Source organism: Metabacillus rhizolycopersici (assembly GCF_020075705.1).
Genome location: NZ_JAIQUM010000012.1, coordinates 1 through 22,843, shown reverse-complemented (window position 1 = coordinate 22,843; position 22,843 = coordinate 1). Strand labels below are relative to the sequence as shown.

16 protein-coding genes and 1 other annotated feature are annotated in these 22,843 nt (G+C 36.2%); of the genes, 6 read left to right on the top strand and 10 right to left on the bottom strand.

What is annotated here, in order from left to right; all coding sequences use genetic code 11:
* Positions 1-20: 20 nt before the first annotated feature.
* The 5 genes from mbcS to ezrA form a co-directional block, all read right to left on the bottom strand.
* Positions 21-1,622, bottom strand: a complete 1,602-nt coding sequence (gene mbcS, locus K9V48_RS07790; protein WP_224138160.1) for an acyl-CoA synthetase MbcS — start codon at positions 1,620-1,622, stop codon at positions 21-23.
* 333 nt (positions 1,623-1,955) lie between these two features.
* Positions 1,956-2,159, bottom strand: coding sequence for an alpha/beta-type small acid-soluble spore protein (locus tag K9V48_RS07785; RefSeq protein ID WP_111613674.1), 204 nt, complete (start codon positions 2,157-2,159; stop codon positions 1,956-1,958).
* 87 nt (positions 2,160-2,246) lie between these two features.
* On the bottom strand, positions 2,247-3,446 hold the full coding sequence (thiI, locus tag K9V48_RS07780; RefSeq protein WP_224138158.1) for a tRNA uracil 4-sulfurtransferase ThiI: 1,200 nt from the start codon (positions 3,444-3,446) through the stop codon (positions 2,247-2,249).
* Between the two features lie 5 nt (positions 3,447-3,451).
* Entirely contained in the window at positions 3,452-4,597 is a 1,146-nt protein-coding gene (locus K9V48_RS07775; RefSeq protein WP_224138156.1) for a cysteine desulfurase family protein, read from the bottom strand.
* A 598-nt stretch (positions 4,598-5,195) separates the two neighbouring features.
* On the bottom strand, positions 5,196-6,893 hold the full coding sequence (ezrA, locus tag K9V48_RS07770) for a septation ring formation regulator EzrA (RefSeq protein ID WP_224138154.1): 1,698 nt from the start codon (positions 6,891-6,893) through the stop codon (positions 5,196-5,198).
* Positions 6,894-7,325: 432 nt separating this feature from the next.
* Here ezrA and hisJ point away from each other — a divergent pair, with 432 nt between their 5' ends.
* The gene (gene hisJ, locus K9V48_RS07765) at positions 7,326-8,135 is read left to right on the top strand and encodes a histidinol-phosphatase HisJ (RefSeq protein ID WP_224138152.1); all 810 of its coding nucleotides are present in this window, start codon (positions 7,326-7,328) and stop codon (positions 8,133-8,135) included.
* Here hisJ and refZ read toward each other — a convergent pair.
* Together refZ and K9V48_RS07755 are read right to left on the bottom strand one after the other, a co-directional pair.
* Positions 8,118-8,759, bottom strand: coding sequence for a forespore capture DNA-binding protein RefZ (gene refZ / locus K9V48_RS07760; RefSeq protein WP_224138150.1), 642 nt, complete (start codon positions 8,757-8,759; stop codon positions 8,118-8,120). The genes hisJ and refZ overlap by 18 nt on opposite strands.
* 495 nt (positions 8,760-9,254) lie before the next feature.
* Positions 9,255-11,054 carry a sensor domain-containing diguanylate cyclase gene (locus K9V48_RS07755; protein WP_224138148.1) on the bottom strand — a complete coding sequence of 600 codons (1,800 nt, stop codon included), beginning with the start codon at positions 11,052-11,054 and terminating at the stop codon, positions 9,255-9,257.
* 702 nt (positions 11,055-11,756) lie between these two features.
* On the opposite strand from K9V48_RS07755, the gene rpsD reads away from it, so the two are divergent.
* Positions 11,757-12,359, top strand: coding sequence for a 30S ribosomal protein S4 (gene rpsD, locus K9V48_RS07750; protein ID WP_224138146.1), 603 nt, complete (start codon positions 11,757-11,759; stop codon positions 12,357-12,359).
* A gap of 125 nt (positions 12,360-12,484) precedes the next feature.
* Here rpsD and K9V48_RS07745 read toward each other — a convergent pair whose 3' ends face one another.
* Positions 12,485-13,138, bottom strand: a complete 654-nt coding sequence (locus K9V48_RS07745; RefSeq protein ID WP_224138144.1) for a hypothetical protein — start codon at positions 13,136-13,138, stop codon at positions 12,485-12,487.
* 216 nt (positions 13,139-13,354) lie between these two features.
* Positions 13,355-14,617, bottom strand: a complete 1,263-nt coding sequence (gene tyrS / locus K9V48_RS07740; RefSeq protein WP_224138141.1) for a tyrosine--tRNA ligase — start codon at positions 14,615-14,617, stop codon at positions 13,355-13,357.
* Between the two features lie 255 nt (positions 14,618-14,872).
* Positions 14,873-15,102, bottom strand: a binding site (T-box leader).
* Between the two features lie 137 nt (positions 15,103-15,239).
* Between tyrS and K9V48_RS07735 the strand changes: the two genes are divergently transcribed.
* Positions 15,240-17,984, top strand: a complete 2,745-nt coding sequence (locus K9V48_RS07735; protein ID WP_224138140.1) for a transglycosylase domain-containing protein — start codon at positions 15,240-15,242, stop codon at positions 17,982-17,984.
* Positions 17,985-18,115: 131 nt separating this feature from the next.
* On the opposite strand, the gene acsA is transcribed toward K9V48_RS07735, so the two are convergent.
* Positions 18,116-19,828, bottom strand: coding sequence for an acetate--CoA ligase (gene acsA / locus K9V48_RS07730; RefSeq protein WP_224138138.1), 1,713 nt, complete (start codon positions 19,826-19,828; stop codon positions 18,116-18,118).
* A gap of 289 nt (positions 19,829-20,117) precedes the next feature.
* Here acsA and K9V48_RS07725 point away from each other — a divergent pair, with 289 nt between their 5' ends.
* From K9V48_RS07725 to K9V48_RS07715, 3 genes are all read left to right on the top strand, one after another.
* Positions 20,118-20,750, top strand: coding sequence for a GNAT family N-acetyltransferase (locus K9V48_RS07725; protein WP_224138136.1), 633 nt, complete (start codon positions 20,118-20,120; stop codon positions 20,748-20,750).
* 89 nt (positions 20,751-20,839) lie between these two features.
* On the top strand, positions 20,840-21,484 hold the full coding sequence (locus K9V48_RS07720; protein ID WP_224138134.1) for an acetoin utilization AcuB family protein: 645 nt from the start codon (positions 20,840-20,842) through the stop codon (positions 21,482-21,484).
* Positions 21,481-22,650, top strand: a complete 1,170-nt coding sequence (locus K9V48_RS07715; protein ID WP_224138132.1) for an acetoin utilization protein AcuC — start codon at positions 21,481-21,483, stop codon at positions 22,648-22,650. Before K9V48_RS07720 ends, K9V48_RS07715 begins: the two co-directional genes overlap by 4 nt.
* The last annotated feature ends 193 nt before the right edge of the window (positions 22,651-22,843 follow it).

Here is a 22,843-nt window from a genome sequence, read left to right as displayed (position 1 = left end):
TGATCGCCTGGGTTTTGTTTTTAAGAATCGATTTGATTTGAACTTAATTTTCGATCAATTTCACGCTGTCTTAGTTCAATCCGGCGAATTTTTCCTGAGCTCGTTTTAGGTAACTCATCAACAAACTCGATTTCACGCGGATATTTGTACGGAGCTGTATAATTTTTCACATGGTCTTGCAGTGTTTTAACTAGCTCTCGATCCTTTGGAATCGAAGGGTCCGTTAAAATGATATATGCCTTAACAATATTACCTCTTACATCATCAGGGCTGGCAACAACCGCACACTCCTTGACTAATGGATGTTTAACAAGTGCATCTTCAACTTCAAAGGGTCCAATCGTGTAACCAGAGCTAATGATAATATCATCATTTCTGCCTTCAAACCAAAAGTAGCCGTCTTCATCCATCTTCGCTCTGTCACCTGTAACAAAATAATCCCCTCTATATTGCATTGCAGTTCGTTCAGAATCTTTATAGTATTCTTTAAACAAAGCTGGTGTGTCCTTATGCACAGCAATGTCCCCTACGACACCAACAGAACATGGTTGACCTTCATCATCGATGATAATGACTTCATTACCTGGTGTCGGTTTCCCCATCGAACCTGGTTTAATTTCCATCCCTTTCATCACACCAACTAGTAATGTGCTTTCTGTTTGTCCATACCCATCACGTACCATCACATTAAAATGATTCGAAAACGTATCAATTACTTCACGATTCAGTGGTTCACCAGCAGATACTGCACTGTGTAAATGTGAAAGTGAATAGTTTCCAAGTTGCTCAACCTTTGCCATTAAACGGTATTCAGTCGGTGTACAGCATAATACATTGACTTTGTACTCATCTAAAAGTTGTAAATATTTATTAGGGTCAAATTTCCCCTGATAAATAAATCCTGTTGCGCCTGACCCTAATACAGATAAAAATGGACTCCAAACCCATTTTTGCCATCCAGGGCCTGCAGTTGCCCAAACGATATCGTTTTCTTCAACGCCTAACCAATTTTTTGCTGATGTTCTTATGTGAGCGAATGCCCAGCCATGAGTATGTACGACACCCTTTGGATTTCCTGTTGTTCCTGAAGTGTATGATATGAATGCCATACTATCGGATTTCGTTTCTGCTATCTCCATTGCTGCACTTTGATTATTAATTAACTCTTCCAATGAAAGCCAATCTTGTTCATTTCCATCGACAACTATTTTTATTAATTGATTAAATTCACTAATCCCTCTAAATTCACCAGTGTATAGTCCATAGCTAATAACCGCTTTTACATCGCCATGTGTCACACGAAACTGCAGATCTTTCGTTCGTAACATTTCAGAGCTAGGAATCACCACTAAGCCTGCTTTTAATGCGCCTAGATAAATTGCGTATGCATCTATGACCCTTGGAATAACAATAAGTACTTTATCACCTTTTTTTAACCCTTGACTATGTAAACCATTTCCTATCTTGTTTGCCTTTTCTATCAATGCTTGATAGGTAATCTCACTTTTCCCACCTTGCTGATTTTCCCACTTTAATGCGATTCTTGTTGCATCAGTCGCATGCTTTTCTATCTCTTCGACAAGGTTATAGTTTAATGGGGCAATTAGTTCTTCTCTTACCATGTTTCCCCCTCCTTCATTTAAGTACTTCAATAGTGTACCTGAACATAATACCTTTTTAAACATTAATTAAGTGAAATTTTCATCACATTAATTTTATTAAATCCTCATAGATCGTTTGTATAAGTTGAACATCTATGTCGTTTTATTGGTCTACGTTTCCTCTACACCTTGAAGTAGGAGATTTCCCCCTCTTTCATCTAGTCTACCAAAAGATCCTATTATTAAATAATCATGGCAAAAGATTGTGAACAAAAAAAACCTTATAATTCTTCACATAAAAAGGGAGGGGTTTTATCCCCACCCTAGTAGCCATAATTTATTAAATTTTTGTTGTTAGTAAGCACCGCCACCAAGTTGTTGTTGAGCTAAAGAAACGAGACGTTTCGTAATCTCACCACCAACAGAACCGTTAGCGCGTGAAGTAGTTTCTGCTCCTAAGTTAACACCAAACTCTGAAGCAATTTCATATTTCATTTGATCGATAGCTTGTTGTGCACCTGGTACAACAAGTTGATTTGAATTGTTACTTTGTGCCATGTGTATCACCTCCTTGTGAGTATAGAATGTGTAAATACACATGGCTTCATTCATATTATTATTTAGTAAATTTTAACATATTATTCATTAAAATAAGCTATTGAATTCATCCCTTTTTTCTTTCGTTACGATGATTGTTTCTACATTGTTGACTGCATCTGTAACAAGCTCATCAAAATCGACGTAGCTTTCAAAACGAGATACCTTTTCAAGCTTTGGTTTTGTTTTCGGGCTTGCAGGAGTAAAAATCGTACAGCAATCCTCATATGGGCGAATAGATATTTCATGTGTGCCAATTTTTTTGGCAATATCAATAATTTCTTCTTTGTCCATTGTGATGAGGGGACGAATAATTGGTGTGCTTGTTACGTCGTTTATTGCTACCATGCTTTCCAAAGTTTGACTTGCTACTTGTCCAAGACTTTCCCCTGTGATCAACGCAAGAATTTGCTGCTTTTCTCGCAATTCATCTGCAATTTTAAGCATCATTCTACGTGTCGATGTCATCGTATAATTTTCTGGAACTTGTGCTTGGATTTTTTCCTGAATAGCAGTAAATGGGATGATATGAAGTTTTATTTTCCCACCGAATGCCGTTAATTCTTTCGTTAAATCAATGACCTTTTGTTTAGCACGTTCACTTGTGTATGGCGGACTAAAAAAGTGAATCACCTCTAGCGCTACTCCTCTTTTGAGGGAGAGATAACCAGCAACAGGACTGTCGATTCCACCTGATAACAGTAACATTGCCTTACCACCTGAGCCTACAGGTAGACCTCCAGCACCTTTATAATCGTAACACGTAAGATATGTAGCTTCACTGCGAACTTCAACACGAAGGTTAATCGTTGGATTCTTTACATCTACAGTCAAGTCCTCCGTATTGATGAGAACGTGGCTCCCAATTTGATAATTTAGTTCGTTCGTATTAAGTGGGAATTGTTTATCTGCTCGTTTTGCTGTTACTTTAAATGTGTCATTCGGTTGTGATAAACTTTTAATCGCTTGTAACGCCTGTTCTTTTATTTTCGTTATTTCACTTTCACATTTAGTTGCTAAACTAAATGATTGAATTCCAAATATAGCTTTTAACCTTTCAACAATTACATCATGGTCCTCCCCATTTAGGTGGATATAAATTCGATCACGTGTACCTTGAAAAACTAGGCTAGGATAATCTGTTAGTACATCCCTTATGTTATTTTTTAATCTATCAACAAATATTTTGCGATTTCGTCCCTTTGTAGATATTTCCCCAAATCGAATTAATATGTGGTCAAATTTCATTTTTTCTACCTCATTACCTTCTTTAATTTTTCTAACCCTTTTTTAAGAATCTGGATAAAAGGAGTAATCATTTCTTCATTATGTTCTAGTGACAAACTGATTCGAATTGCACTTTTCGCTATATCTTGATGTTTATTCATAGCTAGCAAAGTATTGCTGATTGCTTTACTTCTAGAAGAACAAGCAGATGTTGTTGAAACAAATATATTATGCTCACCAAAAAAGTGAACCAGCACTTCAGCTTTCACTGTTGGTACTGAAAAATTCATAATGTGGGGTGCTGCATTTTCCTCTGGAGTGTTAACAATGACACCATCAATCTTCATTAATTCAGAACGTAATTTAGTATGTGTGGCATTTAAAATCGAATGTTGTTGTTTAAATTTTTCAGACGCCATTCTAAGTGCTTTCGCCAATGCGACATTTCCTGCAAGACTTTCTGTCCCTGACCGCAATTGCTTTTCTTGCGAGCCACCTGAAAAAAGAGGAAGAAGGTCAACTCCTGTCCTCACAAACAATGCACCAGTCCCATTCAATCCATGAAATTTGTGACCTGAAATGGTACAGAGATCAATATTCGCCTTGTTTAAATCGAGTGGCACTTTCGTTATTCCTTGAACATTGTCAACATGAAACAACGCATTCGGATATTGCTTAAGCAACTGACCAATTTCCGTAACCGGCTGAATCGTTCCCACTTCATTATTAACATGCATGATTGAAACGAGAATCGTATCGTTGCGCAATTCCTTTTTCAAGTGTTCGAGCGAGACAATGCCGTTATCATCTACTGGGAGATAGGTAACTTCGAAATCATGAATTAATTCCAGTTGTTTAACCGATTCCAAAACAGATGGATGCTCAATCATTGATGTGATAATATGATTTCCTTTATGCCGATTAAAAAGTGCAGTCCCCTTAATAGCAAGATTATTGCCCTCTGTACCACCAGAAGTGAAAATAACCTCCTGGGGCTGCACTCCTAAGAGCGATGCAACCTGTTTTCTAGACTGATTTAAAAGCGACTCCGCTTCACTACCAAGTGTATGTAATGATGATGGGTTTGCAAAGTAATCTTCTGTTACTTTAACATATGTTGATATAACCTCTGGATAAGGTTTTGTTGTTGCACTGTTGTCAATATACAACATACTATTTCCTCTTTCTATCTTTATATTAGTAATTCAGTAACTCTTATTAATTAGCCGTCGGACGAAAAGGATACATAACAAACGTAGATATTCTTTACCTTCCATTCATCTGTGACCATAAGCTACTGGCAGTAACTATCACTATTTTCTCGCACAATGTGAGCTAAGGCCAAAGTATTTGGGCTAGAATAATAATGACTAAACTTTCTTAATTTCACTAATGTGATCATGCAAATTTCGTTTCCTTACCCTTATCAAGGTGTAATAATAACATACCAAAATGCAAATTTAAAATAGTTTACTCACGACTTAATTGAAAAATTGCAAAGAACAAAAGCGCAAGCGCCTTGGTCAGCCTCAGGCAAATAAGACGCTTTTGAACAGAAGGTGTTTTTTGCCTTCAATTCAAAAGTAACTTAGACCCAAGAGGGGCCTGACGCTTACGCTGGATGCCGTGCGCTTATCCACAGTACAAGAATTTTATAGTTTCCTATAACATAAAAAACAGGTATGACTAGGTGAATTGATCATGTACTAAACCTTCTGTCTAGTTACATGGTCAGAACCATTTCTAGTAGTCATCCCTGTTTTAGCTATATTATGAATGTTGCTTTGAGTTAACTATTTCTTGTATCTTTGTTATTGAATTTGGTTCAATATGTTCAAGTGCTGCTGCTGCAACTTCTAATGATTTATTATATTTCGTTTCACGGAACAATTCTTCGGCCTCAATAAATTTTTCGTCAAGCTGCGTATTTCGACTGCGATATCTATTACCATATTGAATAACATGTTCAACCAATTTTACTTGCTCAATTAATTCATTAGCATGGCCTTCTAACGATTCTACAGATTGTATCGCATCATCTAGTAGTTGATTAACAATCATCATATTTAGAGGTATTTCATCTAATTTTAATGAAACTAACTGTACATCCTTTTTAGATTCGTCAATTAGTCCCAGGAATTCAGGAGGTAAGCCTGGAATATTACTTTGCTGGATAACTCTTATTGTATTGAGTAATATTCGTTTCAATTGAGATAATCGTTCCCGTGCTTGAAGTTCATCTTTCCTAAGCGTTTGCAGCATATCACGATATTGATTATGTTCATCAAAAAGCTGTTCAACCTGCTGTTCAATTTCTATAAGTTCTTCCTTAATAAATGAATGTGCAACATGCTCACTTTGTATATTTTGATCTATGTGCGCAAATTTCTTTTCAACTTGTGCAAGTTGTTTTTCGATAAGCTTCTGTCTTCCTAACTCTGCTTCAGATAATTGATAACTTTGTTTAACCAAAGCCGTCTCTTCTAATGTTTCTAGTTTTTGCTCTGTTAATTCCACTAACTTTCTATTAATTGTTTCTTTTGCTTGTCTGACAAATAGACTTGCTTCAACTTCCTTTTCCAAGAGATCGTAAATCGCATCGATTGATTCTTGTGTTACTTGTAGATCTTCCACAACATCTTCAATTTCTGATCCTTCAAGTTGTTGGCGATATACTGTCAGCTGCTTGTTTATTTTTTCAATTTCTACATCGACTTGGAGATGCTCTAAGTAATAACCATTATCTATCATATCTTTATATCCTTCTTCTAATTCTTTCAGAAGATTGGGTATTGTGATATTGCACTCAGTAAGCAACTTAGGAATGTCATTAATTTTATTTTGAAGTCGACCAAGCTCTGTCTTTATCTTTACTAATATTTCTCTAGCGGATAAGTAGTTACCTTCTTCAGTTTCAGAATCAAACTGTTTAAACGCAGTAGTAAGTTCAGCAAGTTTTTCTTCTAAATTACCATGCGCCTTCCCGAACTGATGTCCATGAGCAAGCAGCGTCTTTTTTACTTTTTTGAATTGTTCTTTTATCTGTACGCTTTCGACCATGTTCTTTTCTTTACTAGTAACTAACTCATTTATTTCTAAAATGATTTTCTCAATATTTTCATCAACCGTTTTTAGGACATCTTCAATATGCCTGAGAACATTTTGAGCCTTTTTAAATCGATATTTATCAGAGAAGCCTTCTGCATCAAAGAGAAGTTCCTCAACTTTTGGAAGCTGGGTCGTCAAAATCTCATCCCATTCGTTTCTCCATTGCTCGAACAACTTTTCTGTCTGTCCAATCATTTTTAATTCTTTCACTTTTGATAATTCATCTATTATAGATCGGTTCCTGATTTCAATCTTCCATGCCTCTAACCGATCCACATCTTTATAAATCCTTCTTCTTAACATGTATCCTGCACCGAATAGAATACATAAAAGAAGGATTAATACAATTATAACTTCCATAATGAGCCCCCTCGTTGTTACACAAAATCCTCATGACAGGAAAAAAAACTCCCCACTGATGAAAGTTTCAGAATATCATGCTGATAAGCGCTTTGTTCAAATATCTATCATTCATCTATATTCATGTTTATATATAAGTTTTACTTATGTAGAATTAGTGAATGGACCACCTTTTCTCATAAAGAAGCAATCGTTTACGAAAAAATGGTCCTAAATTGCAAGAACAATTTATTAATGTGATTTCATTGTATTTATGATACCATGTATACGACAATTTTTGACCAGTAATTTTTTATTTTTTTACATTAATTATCAACCATTGACAGGTTTACACTTCTATTGGAAAATGATGATCTTTTTAAGAAGTTTTAATGGGTGATAACTTATTCAGTGGGTACTTGCAAATATTATTTTTTCGAAAGGAAGTTGAAGATGAAGAAAAAGGATGGCCATGTACATACACCTTTTTGTCCACACGGAACAACTGATGAACTAGAAGCATATGTTGAGCAAGCAATTAAAGAAAACTTTGACAGCTTAACTTTCACTGAACACGCCCCACTCCCTTTAGGTTTTAAAGACCCCACCCCTTCAGAAAACAGTGCAATGAAACTAGTTGACATAGATTCTTATATTAGTGAAATACAATCGTTAAAAGATAAATACCGCAACCATATTACAATACACACTGGATTAGAAGTGGATTATATAAAGGAATTCGAGAAAGAAACAACACAATTTTTAAACAAATATGGAAAGTTCCTAGATGATAGTATTCTCTCTGTTCATTTTTTAAAGTTAGATGAACAATACTTCTGTATGGATTATGACGAAAAAACGTTTGGGCTGATGATTGATGTTGCAGGATCATTACAAAACCTCCATTCTATGTATTATAGAGAGCTGATCCATTCTATTAATAGTGACTTAGGAAACTTTAAGCCACGTAGGATTGGTCATATTACACTTGTGAATAAATTCCAAAAAATCTATCCAGTCACATTTCCGACTGAATCTACTATCTTAAACGTACTTCAAGCAATAAAAGAACAAAAGTTAGAAATTGATTTTAATGTTGCTGGTTTACGCAAGGAGTATTGTGGTGAAACATATCCAGGTGAATGGATTGCAAAAATGGCAAAAAAACAAAAAATCCCTCTTATCTATGGTTCAGATGCCCACAGTGCAAGGGATGTTGGAAAGAATTATTCAAATTATGATCAATTAACGAGCGGAAGCTAACTTTTCATCTCGGAATTGATTCACTACCAACATTGAATTCAGCCAAATTTTTAACTCTTTATAATATTGATGAACGAAATAAGCTTCATGTGTTTGGATGTGAAGTACTTCACTCATATACTGTGGTTGCAAATACGGCATCTGCAAAAGACTTCTTAGCTGAATAATCATATGTGGTACAAATCCTTTTCGATAATATCCTTCCGCAATCCCTTTTTCGATAATCGTCTTAAGATAGTATTTTTCTTTTGTTAAATAAGTCGTCATAACTTCACGTATTAGGACCGAGTCCAATGTGACTTCTCGATAAACTAATCTAGAAAGCTGACGATTCTCATGTTGATAATTTAACAGTTCTAAAATAATTTCACTTAAAATGACATGAGTATTTCCATATTTAAGTTGGGAATACTTCTTTTCTATTAACTTTAGATATTCTTCGTAATAAGAAGATACAAGATGCTCTAGTAGCCCACCTTTTCCTTTGAAGTAATAAGAAATATGCGCAATATTCACATTTGCACGACTCGCAATTTCTCTTACAGATGTACCAGTAAATCCCTTTGAGGTAAATAAATAAATCGCAGCGTCTAGTATCTTTTGTTTTGTTTCATTTTTTGTCATTCGATTCACCACCTTTTCTTTTTAAAAGGAAAGTATAAGTTTTTTTACTTAGTTTTCGTGTCCAGCGCAAGCGCCAAGCCCCTCTTGGGTCTAAGCCACTCAGGAATAGAAGGTAAAGAACACCGTCTATTCCTGAGTGGCTTATTTGCCCGAGGCTAAACAAGGTGCTTGCGCTTTTCTTAATTTATACATTCAATGATAAGTAGCAAGAATCCTTTATCAATCGCTCGACAATCTTCATTAGTGTTTGTTATTTCTTAACTAACGAATGGGAATGAAAGTGGTTTTTGTCGAATTTCGCATAGTCGGTATGGAAGAATAGCCTTCACAATGTAGTAATCCGATATCAGAAATTGAAGTTGAAGAATGAGATAATATTGCTTACTTATAAGAGCTTCCTAAATTTCACAAGGAAAAGGCTTAACATATATAGATGAATTTTATCGTTTCGCTAAACAACAATAAAAAGTGAGTTGACAAGAGCCAACTCACTTTTTATGCATGTATTACTACTTGATTTTTCCCATCACCTTTAGCAGAATATAATGCTTTATCTGCTCTACTAAATAACTGATTAAAATTAATATTTATTTCTGCATTCCAATTGGCAATCCCACAGGAAATTGTAACAATTGGGCTTGTATTTTCTCTTACGCGCTTAAGTATTCTCTCAGCAATAGCAACCCCTACTCCAAGTTCTACATGTGGTAAATAAATGGCAAGCTCTTCTCCACCCCATCGTGCCCCTATATCATTTTCTCGTATACTACTTTTTATTATATTTGCAACTTGGACGAGGACTTCATCACCAATTTGATGGCCGTACGTGTCATTGATTTTCTTGAAATTATCAATATCAATCAACACAAAAGTTCCTTTCTGGTTCATCTCCATTGCGTTTTCAATTCGATTCTTTAAGTAACTCCGAGAGAATAATTGGGTTAAAGGGTCTGTATTCACTAATGTCTCTAACTCTTCTCTTAACAATGAGTTTGTTAAAGCAAGCGTTGAATGATGAATTAATGATTGAAGCAATTTAAACATATCAAAGGAAAAGTGATAAGGTTTTTTATGGAGTATTAAAGCACATCCTATAAGACTTTCACTTTGTATCATCGGAACAGCCATTACAGATGGATATAGCACGTTCTTTAAGGCTGACGTAATATCACCCATAATTCGCCCTTCTAAATCCATCTCAACTTTCTCTTGGATATACTGTATATAAACCTTAACCTCATCGGTATGAAAGAAGCTTGTACTACCTGGGAAAACTTGAATCGAACCATCTTGATTTACATAGAAAAATCCAACTTCGTCCGCTTTAAAAGCATCCATAATCCTTGATGTTATATATGTCATTGTATCTGTCAATCTCAAATTCTTATTTAATTGATGGGAGGCTTCATTAATAAGTTGCAAATCTTTTATTAACCTTTTTGATTGCTCATATAATTGAGCATTTTCTAGTGCCGTTCCTGCAGCGTTTGCTAGCAATGTAATAAAATTCGTTTGTTCATCCCTAAGTTCAACACCGTGATTCGCAACAACTTGGAGAACACCATATACCCCTTGCTTACCCTTTAATGGAGAATATAGCACTGTTTGTAAATTTTCTTTATCAATCGAGCGTTGGGCCTTACCAGTCACATAGGCCTCCATTGCCATCTCATTGCCATCTTGATAATCGAATCTCCAGTCTTTTATAGGTAAATCCTCATGTTTTTCACTATCTTGCGATAAAAACAAATAAAATATATATTCTTGAAACAAGGATTGTAAAGTCGTAATTAAACCGACAAGTACATCATCTTTATTCATAAAAGAATGTAATTTTTCTGTTAATCCATATAATCGCTCATATTTCTGTTCATTTTCAGTTAGTTGAACCAATTTTAAGCCGTGCGTGTAAAAAGATGTACAAGTCTTGATTATTTCCTCTAATATTGAGCTAGAAAATCGATTCGTATCAAACTCTTTACATTCTATTAGACCATGTATCTTATCATTTTGAATAATTGGAATGAAAGTTTGCTCCCCAAAGTGATAAAGCTTTCCAGAATGAAGGTCGTGTGGGTCTACTTGGAACGAATAACATTTTACGTTCATAAATGGCGTTAGAGAATCCAGATCTTCATTGTATGAATAAAAAACCGTATGACTCAAACACAGCTCCTTTTTCAACACACTTGTAAGCATATCTACTATTTCTTTTATTGTACGTTGCTTTTGATTGTTACTTAAAAACTCAAAAAAAGCACCCTTAATCGCCATAACAACTAATTGATCACTCATATCATTCACCCACACTATCATGTTACAATTCAGGCAAGACTGCCCATTCCATTATGTAAATTTAACAAAACTGAATCTTACGACCAGCTCGTCAAATTACCATCCCCTACCAAAATTTAACCATTTTTTAACTATTTCGGAAAGGGTGATTAGGTGAAGCAGGGTCTGTTTCCTTCCCTTTTTAAAAATAAGACTTTTCTCTCATTCATTATATCATAAAAGCTATTTATATTGATGTAGATGTAAAAGTTTTTTCCCATATTATGCACTGAAAAGTAGTTTTCAACATGACCATTTAGCCATGCTATATGATCAAGCAAGACCACTATTAGCGGTTTTTTTCCTTATCCTACACAGATTGTTAGTGAGACTTATTTTAGCTTTTACGAACAGTTCCCTTAAGCCATTCGCTTCTTTTATTCACGAACGGCTTAGAAAGAGGGTAGATAGTACTACCCGATAATCCTGAATAAAGCTTCTTGACTTTATTCATGTTAGATCATATAATGTTCGTTGTGTATAAAATATGCAGCCTATTGGTGTAGCAGTTTTGATTTCATTTTGTTCCCCTTATGTATAAGGAGGTGTATCGAGTAACTCTATGCTGCTGGAGCGAGGATACATGAAAACAAAATGTGCATAATTGTCAGTCAGTCTGGTTTTTATTTTATGCAAAAATAAAAACATAAAGGAGGAGTTAGCATGGCTCGTTATACAGGCTCTAGCTGGAAACTCTCTCGTCGATTAGGTATTTCATTAAGTGGTTCAGGTAAAGAATTAGAGAAGCGTCCATACGCTCCAGGACAACATGGTCCAGGACAACGCAAAAAAATCTCTGAGTACGGTTTACAATTACAAGAGAAGCAAAAACTTCGTCACATGTATGGTGTAAACGAACGCCAATTCCGTAACTTATTTGATAGAGCTGGTAAAATGGCTGGTGTTCATGGTGAGAACTTCATGATTCTTCTTGATGCTCGTCTTGATAACATCGTTTACCGTTTAGGTTTAGCGCGCACTCGTCGCCAAGCTCGTCAATTAGTTAACCATGGTCATATCGTAGTAGATGGTGGACGTGTTGATATCCCATCTTACAAAGTAAAACCAGGTCAAACAATCACTTTACGTGAAAAATCTCGCAACCTTGACATCGTTAAGGAAGCAATCGAAGTAAACAACTTCGTTCCTGATTATCTAACTTTCGACGCAGATAAATTAGAAGGTACATTCACTCGTTTACCTGAACGTTCAGAATTACCTGCAGAAATTAACGAAGCTCTTATCGTTGAGTTCTACTCTCGTTAATAGAAAAATCCTGGCCTTATGGGTCCAGGATTTTTTTGTTGCTCACTATAAGCTTTATTTAACTTAATTGTTATTTTTTCAAATCAATAAACGTATTCGAAACGAAACTCGAATACGTTTATTTCTCATAAAGTGCGTGTAGTCTCCCCGTCAATTAATTTAAAGTGAATATTAAACGATGTTCCTCCGTGAATATGCTTGGGAACATCTGATAATTCGAGTAATTCCTTCAAACGAATAGACTTTTTACGATTTGCTTCTATTGTAATACTATATGGACCAGCTAAATTCATGAGTGACTCCATTCGCACTTCATCTTCCATGAAAAATGAATCTAAAAATTCTAACTGAAATGACACAGGTTCATTGCTACGATTATGTAGCACAAAATTACATTCTCCATTCAATAAGTCTTCGTTCACATGCTCAAAATTGCATTCGCCATTGCCATCATATGAAATTGCTGTAATGCTACTTGCTAACGTTTCTTGGTACATCGTAATGAGAAGCATTGGTAAAAATGCGTATACTATTAGAACCATTACGATTGTTCGAAAATAATATTTTTTTATTCCACTGACAAGTAAAGTCATGGCGATGATAAACAAAACGGACCCAATTATACCAAGAATAATATATCCATCTTGATTGCTGATTGGAAACGACATGAATGTGGAACGTGCATTTAACATTACATTATTAGGAAACGGGAAATATAAATACATACATATACATAAAATAATAGCTGAACCAATGAGTGCTCCTTTATTCCTTATCATCTTATCCCCCCTCTCTAAATACGTTTTTTATCGTATTTAACGACCTTTTTTAAACTAAGACAACTTGTTTTTCTTTCATTATACATTATTACTTTACAAACATTCCCAAGAACAACCGTTCATAAAAATCAAATATCAACAGTGGAATAAAACAGAGCTTATCCATAAAAAAGAGGAGAACGAAATTTCATTCTCCTCTTTTCTTACAACTAGCTATTATGCATAACGAATTAGGAAATACTTCTTTTTCCCTCGACGAACGACAGTAAACTGTCCATCAATTTTATCTTCATTTGAAATAACCTTATCCAATTCTTGAACACGATCTCCGTTAATATAGATAGCACCATTCGTAATATCTTCACGTGCTTGACGTTTCGATGGAGCAATCTTTGCCTCGATTAGCAGATCTACTAGATTAATTTCAGCTTCTTCGATTTTCGTAGAAGGTACATCTTTGAATCCTTCTAAAATTTCATTACCCGTTAACTGTTTAATATCCCCACTGAAAAGTGCTGCAGAAATTTTAATTGCTTGTTCTAAGGCATCTTCACCATGTACCAATTTCGTTACTTCTTCTGCAAGCGCCTTTTGAGCCATTCGTTTTTCAGGTGCATTGATTACTTCCTGCTCAAATTGCTCAATTTCTGCCTGAGATAAGAAAGTAAAGTATTTCAAATATTTCACAACATCACGGTCATCTGTATTAATCCAAAATTGGTAAAACTCATATGGTGATGTCTTTTCACGATCTAACCAAATCGCTCCCCCTTCGGTTTTACCAAACTTTGTCCCATCAGCTTTCGTAACAAGTGGAATTGTCAATCCGTATGCCTTTGCATTTTCTTCCGATTTACGAATTAACTCTAGTCCTGAAGTAATGTTCCCCCATTGATCACTGCCACCGATTTGCAGTTTACAATCGTTATTTTGGTAAAGCTTGAGAAAATCAAAAGATTGTAAAATCATGTAACTAAATTCAGTAAATGATATACCAGATTCAATCCGGGTCTTTACTGAGTCCTTTGCAAGCATGTAATTGATACCAAAGTTTTTCCCAACATCACGAAGGAAAGAAATGACATCTAGGCTACCAATCCAGTCATAGTTATTTGCGATAATTGCAGGATTCTCTTCCGCTTCAAAATCAAGGAATCTTGATAATTGCCCTTTAATTCGATCAGACCAATCCTGTACAATATCAGCAGTATTTAGCGTACGCTCTGCCTTTTTACCACTTGGGTCCCCGATTAATCCCGTCGCACCTCCAACTAGAGCGATTGGATGATGTCCGTGTAGTTGGAAACGTTTAAGTACTAACACTGGTAATAAATGGCCAATATGAAGGCTATCTGCTGTTGGATCAAAACCACCATAAAGTTTTATTTTTTCTTCCTCAAGAACTTTCGTTAAGCCCTCTTCATCTGTTATTTGGTTTACTAGACCTCTAAATTGTAAATCATTTAATAGTTCACTCATCATTTGTTCTCCTTTTCTCGTCGTTTAGGAATTTATAAATTTTTTGTACTGTGGATAAGCGCTCGATATCCAGCGCTTATCCCATCTTGGGTCGACACCCACTCATGAATTGAAAGTAAAGAACACCCTTCCCCTTCTATTCATGAGCGTCTTGTTTGCCTGAGGCTGATCAAGGTGCTTGCGCTTTTATCCTTATCTTTTTCATATATTACTTATAGCGAGGGTAAATTGGACACCAAAAAGCCCCTTCATCACTGAAGGGGCGAAATATTCGCGGTACCACCCTACTTAGGATTATGTAAGCTACAAATCCTCACTCGGTAATTTAACGGTTAAACCGTCCTTTTCTACTTAGATGCAGATGATCTTTTCAAAAAAGAAGCTCATGGACGTAATTCACGAAGAATCTATATGCTGATTTCCACCAACCATCAGCTCTCTATAACAGGGAGATCTCCACTACTGAACCCAATCTTAGCGATTTCGTATATTATTTTGCTATAAGCAATTTTAACCATAAAGCCGAATGATTGTCAAGAGAGGCTGTATCCAATGACAAAACCATACAATTTTTGTGTTTTCCTATGGTATAATAATTTTGATTCTGGGAGGGGATTACTTAATGAATAAAAAGGATGGAAAACTCAGGCACTTCTCACCTTTTAACAAAAATATAATCAGAGGTTTTCAGATATCATATAACGTTATAGGGAATCTTCTTTTATTATTCTTTATCATTTTCCTCATTGGTTTATGCTTTGCAGGAGGTATTGGTGCCGGATATTTTGCTTCATTAGTTAAGGATGAACCGATTCGTTCATTTGAAGTCATGAAAAGTGATATATACAATTATGAAGAAACTTCAGAGGTATACTTTGCAAGTAATGTATATCTAGGTAAACTGAACGCTGACATCGAACGTGAAGAAGTAAAACTAGAAGATGTATCGCAGCATTTAATTAATGCCATCATCGCAACTGAAGATGAACTTTTTTATGAACATGATGGTGTTGTACCAAAAGCAATCATGCGTGCATTATTTCAGGAATTCACAAACGCCCCAGTCCAAACTGGTGGTAGTACACTTACACAGCAATTAATTAAAAATCAAGTTTTAACAAACGAGGTTTCATTTGATCGTAAAGCAAAGGAAATTCTGCTCGCCTTACGTTTGGAGAAATTCTTTGAAAAGGATGAAATTCTCGAAGCCTATTTAAATGTTACTGATTTTGGCCGTAACTCAAGTGGTCGAAATATTGCCGGCGTTCAATCTGCTGCAAAAGGTATATTTGGTGTTAACGCGAAGGACTTAAACATTGCCCAATCAGCCTTTATCGCTGGATTACCACAAAGCCCTTTCCGATATACTCCATTTTCTAATAACGGAGGTGCTGTAAAAGAGAGCCTTGATCCAGGGATTAACAGAATGAAAATTGTATTAAGTCGGATGTATTCTGGTGGATACATTACACAGGCCGAATATAAGGAAGCACTCGCTTATGATATTCGTGCAAATTTAACTCCTAAAAAACCTTCCTCAGTTGACCAATATCCTTATTTAACATTTGAGGTAGAAGACCGAGCTAAGAAAATTGTGATGGTCGAGCTCGCCAAAGAGGATGGTTATACTGAAGATGAACTAACCAAAAACGATGATCTTTCTAACCAGTACTACGCGATTGCAGATGATTATATTAGACATAATGGCTATCGCATTCATACGACAATCAATAAAGGTATTTTTGACAAAATGCAAGAAGTGGTTGCACAGTATGAATATTTTGGGAATGATAAACCTGAAGAAGTAAAAGATCCTGATACAGGAGAAACAATTACTATCCAAGAACCTGTTGAAGTCGGTGCGATGTTAATCGAAAATAGCACTGGAAAAATTATTAGTTTTGTCGGTGGTCGCGACTTTGACCGTGAAAATCTTAACCATGCGACAAGCTCACTTCGTCCTAATGGATCCACAATGAAACCTTTACTTGTCTATGCACCTGCTATGGAATTAGGTAAAGTTCAACCAGGATCAGTTATAGCTGACACACCTTTTACACTTACAGCCTACGGCAACTACAGTCCAAAAAACTATGGCGGCGGCTATCATGGCTTGACAAGTGCTAGAACAGCATTGAAATACTCTTATAACGTACCAGCTGTCAAAACATATATGAAAATCATTGACCAAAATCCTCTATCTTACCTAGAAAAAATGGGCTTTACAAGTCTTCATGAACGAGATTACGGGGCACCTTCGTTAAGTTTAGGAGGAATGACAACTGGTGTAACAGTTGAGGAAAACGTTAATGCATACGCAACCCTTGCCAATCGCGGTAAGTTTAATGATGGTTACTTGATTGAAAAAATTGAGACAAGCGACGGAGATATCGTCTATCAACATGAACAGAAGGAGACAGAAGTCTTCGCTCCACAAACAGCTTATTTAACCATCGATATGATGCGTGATGTCATTAATAGTGGAACAGCTGCATCAGTCAAAGGCTACTTATCATTTAGCACTGATTGGGCTGGTAAAACCGGAACTACTCAAGATTATGAAGATGCCTGGTTTGTAGCCTCAAACCCTAATGTTACATTTGGTACATGGATTGGTTACGATACACCAAAACCACTCCAACAAAACTATAAAGGAATGTCATATAGCAAGCGAAATCTTCTCTTATGGTCAAAACTAATGAATGCTGCTCATGATGTCAGTCCAGAGTTATTGGCACCAAAAAAACGCTTTGAAATGCCAGATGGAATCGTCCAACGCTCTTATTGTGCAGTAACAGGTGAGCTTGTATCAGATCTTTGCAAGGGGTCTGAATTAGTAACTACAGACCTATTCAATGTGAAATATGTTCCGAAAAAAGTTGATAACAGCTTATCACAGGGGAAATTCGTCTTTGTAAAGGATCAAGCTTATAGAGTCCCGGAAACAGCACCATCTGAGTTTGTGCAGCAAGGCTTTATGTTGAAAAAGGATCTGCTTCAGACATATGGCGTTAACAATGTCAGTGATTTAAAAAGATTGTTACCTAACACCGTGAAGTGGGATAATCTTGTCCTAACGGAAGATAAAGAAATCACCGATAATGGTTCAAATCCAAATCAAGTGACTGGTATTTCTGTCAATGGAACGAAAATAAGTTGGAACGCTAACCAAGATAATGATGTCATTGGCTATAGAGTCTATGCAGCCACTAATCATTCAACATCCTACAAAAAGTCTGCAAGCATTCATGCATCTAGTGATTTAGCTATAACAATTGAAAATTCACCTGCTGCCTATTATATTGTTGCAGTAGATGTAGCCGGTCGCGAATCAGCACCATCTTCTATTATTAAAGTTGGTGAATAGACAGAGAAAAGCCTTTGATGTACTCAACAAAATAAAGTACAAAAAACCAGAGATACCTCATTGGATTAACCAATGATCATCTCTGGTTTTTTTACTATCTAGTCCCTTAATGTTCTAAAACTTCGTACGTATTAATCTTCCATCGTTGAAAGATCACCAGTTGGTAAATCAAGTTCCCACGCTTTTAGGACTCGGCGCATAATTTTACCACTACGAGTTTTAGGAAGCTTTTCGCAGAATTCAATTTCTCTTGGTGCTGCATGTGCCGCTAATCCTACTTTTACAAACGTACGAATCTCTTCTTTTAATTGCTCAGAAGCTTCATAGCCTTCAAGTAGAGCAACAAATGCTTTAATGATTTCTCCTCTTACTGGGTCAGGTTTACCAATAACGCCTGCTTCAGCAATCGCCGGATGCTCTAAAAGCTTACTTTCCACTTCAAATGGACCGACACGTTCACCTGCAGTCATAATGACATCATCTATTCTTCCTTGAAACCAAAAATAGCCGTCTTCGTCCATATAGGCTGAATCGCCTGAAACATACCAATCCCCTTGTAGAAAATAGGATTCATATTTCTCTTGGTTGTTCCAAATCGTCTGCATCATCGCTGGCCAACCTTTTTTAATCGCTAAATTCCCCATTCGATAAGGCGGTAGCTCATTCCCTTGATCATCGACAATCGATGCTTTTACTCCTGGTATTGGTTTCCCCATTGATCCAGGCTTAATTTCCATACATGGATAATTACAAATAAGCTGTGCACCCGTTTCTGTCATCCACCATGTATCATGAATACGTTTATTAAATACCTTAACGCCCCATCGGACTACTTCAGGGTTTAATGGTTCACCGACACTTAGAACATGTCTAAGTGAACTTGTATCAAATTGCTTCACCAGCCCGTCACCAGCGCCCATCAGCATTCTAAATGCAGTTGGTGCACTATACCAAACCGTTACACCAAAGTCTTCAATTGTTTGATACCACGTTTCAGGTTTAAAACGGCCACCGACAATAACATTCGTTGCCCCCGACAACCATGGGGCAAAAATCCCATATATCGTACCGGTTACCCAGCCTGGGTCAGCAGTACACCAATATACATCATCTTCTTGTAAATCTAATACCCACCTGCCAGTTTGATAATGCTGGACCATTGCCTGATGGACATGGAGAACTCCCTTTGGTCTTCCCGTTGATCCAGAGGTATAGTGAAGAAGTAATCCATCTGTCTTATCAACCCACTCAATTTCAAGGTTCTTGCTTGCTGTCTTCATTTCTGATAGAAAATCAATATACTTGGCATCAACAGAATTACCCACAACAACGATATGCTTTAATAAAGGTAATTCATTAACAGGAATGCGATCAAGTAATTCAGGAGTCGTGACAATTACTTTTGCTTCACTATCTTCTAAACGATCCTTAACAGCACCTTCCATAAAGGCTTCAAACAATGGCCCCACAATTGCCCCCAATTTAATTGCTCCTAATATCACGAAATATAATTCAGGGGTTCTTGGCATAAAAACAAAAAGACGATCGCCCTTTTCAACATTGCTTAAGTTTTTTAAAACATTACCAGCTTTATTTGAGAGTTCTTTCATTTCTTTAAATGTGTATTTTTCTTCCCGTTCAGCGTCTCGATAATAAAGGGCAATTTTATTTTTACGAAATGTTTCTGCATGCTTATCAATCGCTTCAAAAGCTGCATTAACACGACCAGTTTTTGACCATGTGAAATTCTCTTCAACTTCCGACCAGTTGAAAGATTCATAGACAGTATCATAGTTTGCTAAATTATAACTCCCCTTCGTTGATGGCACCACTTCTAGTTTCATCCTAAATCCCCCTTATGTAAGATATTACTATTTTATTATATAACATCAATGGATTTTTCACAATTTTCATAAAATTAAGATTTAACTAATATAGAAACGCCTCATCACCAGAATTATCGAGTATAATAGAAGATAGTTATTGCCTTCAATTACTTTTAGGACAAGACTTTAAAGAACAAAAGCGCTGAAGCTAGATGTCGTGCGCTTATCCACAGTACAAGAATTTTATAGTTTCCTATAACAGGACTAGAAACGCAACATTCTTAACTTTTAAAAAGGTGGTGATTTGATGAAACACCCTAAAACATATCATACAAAAGAAATCCAAATAGCTAATGGCAACATTTTTATCGAGGGACCCATTCCTCCTGATAAACTAGCAAACTATGAATTCCATGATGGTTTAGTTGCATTTAGACAACCTGAACAACAACGAAAAGCCCTATTGGAAATAGCCGGTTTACCAGAAGGGAGAGTCATCATTGCAAGATATCATGATACTGTCATTGGTTATGTTACATTTCTTTATCCAGATCCATTAGAAAGATGGTCTAAAGGAAATATTACGGAGTTAATTGAACTAGGTGCCATTGAAGTAGCACATGAATTTCGAGGCTTTTCAGTAGGGAAAAATTTATTAAACGTTTCGATGATGGATGATGCAATGGAAGACTACATAATTATTACAACGGAATATTATTGGCATTGGGACTTAAAAGGTTCTGGTTTAAATGTTTGGGAATATCGAAAAGTAATGGAAAAAATGATGAGTGTCGGCGGATTAGTGTGGTATGCAACAGATGATCCTGAAATTTGTTCACATCCCGCTAACTGTTTAATGGCTAGAATCGGTAATAGAATTAGGGCCGAGACTGTTCAACAATTCGATCAAATACGCTTTAAAAATCGATTTATGTATTAATCAATGTTCTTTCATGCTACCAATTTCTATGAAGTTAATAGATTCGTCACTAACTGGTTCAGGCTTTACTATGGTAAGGGGGCAAATTTATGATCGTTAGACAAATCATGAACAAAAACGTGATCACTCTTAGTTCTAAAGATACGATAAGACTTGCATTAGAAACGATGAAGCAGAATCGGATTCGCCATATCCCCATCGTAAAAGAGAATGATTGTTTAGTCGGAATTATTACTGAACGAGATGTCAAAGATGCAAGTCCATCTATATTCCAGCGCGGATTAAATGAAGATTTTTTAAATAAACCGATTAAAAGCATCATGTCGACTAATCTTATTACTGGGCATCCACTTGATTTTGTAGAAGAAATAGCAGCTGTTTTAATTGAACATAAAATTGGCTGTTTACCAATTTTACAAGATGGTAGACTAGTAGGATTGCTAACAGAGACAGATCTATTGCATACATTTGTGAAACTCACTGGTGCAGACCAACCTGCCTCACATATCGAAATTAAAGTACCAAATGTAGCCGGAATGTTAGCTGAAGTTTCTTCTATCTTTCAAAGAAGGGGCGTAAATATCGCAAGTGTACTGATTTATCCAGATTCTGTAAATCAGTACAAAATCCTCGTATTTCGAGTACAAACAATGAATTTAACGATGATTATCAATGACTTACAGACTGAGGGCTTTGAAGTTTTATGGCCAAATATACTGGGGAATGACAAATGACAAAAAAGGATACTGTTTTTATTTATTCACCAAACTTTCAGCAATACAAGTTTACGAATGATCATCCTTTTAATCAGTTAAGAGTTGAACTTACATATGATTTATTAAAAGAAATGAAAGCAATAAATGAGATTGATATTATCGAACCTAGACTCGCTTCAGTAGATGAATTAGCACTTGTCCATGATAAAAAATATATTAAGGCAGTACAATTAGCAGGACATGGACAATTAGCTCAAAAAGAGGCACTTAACTACGGAATTGGAACAGAGGACACACCAATCTTCCCACAAATGCATGAGGCGAGTTCACTCTTAGTCGGGGCAACCTTAACTGCCGTTGACTTTGTTATGGAGGGTAAAGCAAATCATGCTGCTAACTTTGGCGGGGGGTTACATCACGGATTTCAAGGAAAGGCTTCGGGGTTCTGTATTTACAACGACAGCTCAGTTGCAATTAAATATATGCTAGAAAAATATGGCGCAAAGGTATTATACATTGATACAGACGCCCATCATGGAGATGGTGTGCAATGGACTTTTTATGATGAACCAAATGTATGCACCCTCTCCATCCATGAAACTGGGCGATATTTATTTCCCGGAACCGGAAACATTACCGAACGGGGGGCGGGTTTAGGTTATGGCTATTCATTTAATATCCCTCTCGATGCTTTTACAGAAGACGAATCATGGCTGCATGCTTATCGTGCATCAATTGAGGAAGTCGCAGCTTTTTTTAAACCAGATGTAATCTTAACCCAAAATGGTACAGATGCACACTACTACGATCCATTAACACATTTATCAACCACAATGAGTATTTATCACGAAATCCCTAGAATTGCTCATCAAATTGCCCATAAATATTGTAACGGTCGCTGGATTGCAGTCGGTGGTGGCGGCTATGATATTTGGCGAGTTGTCCCGAGGGCCTGGAGTTTAATATGGCTTGAAATGAATAACTGGAAAGTACCTGATGAGCTGCCAAAATCCTGGATTGAAAAATGGCAAAAACAAGCACCTGTACAGTTGCCAAAGCATTGGTACGACCCTAAAGACTTATATAAACCAATACCTCGTAAACTAGAAATCGAAGAAAAAAACGCTCTAACTGTTTCGAAAGCGCTTAATCCGATTCGAAGAACTAAATACGAGGATGAATGAACAAAAGCGACAAGCATTACTTATATTTTCAAACAATCAAAAAGAGCTAACATAGACTGTTAGCTCTTTTCATACTGTTGAAAAACAAAATTGTCTATGGACAAAATGCGAAAATCTCGATAAAATCCCTCGTAAATCAAATGAAAACGAGGGATTTTTGTATGTATTTCACCTATTCAAATGTAGAGATTGA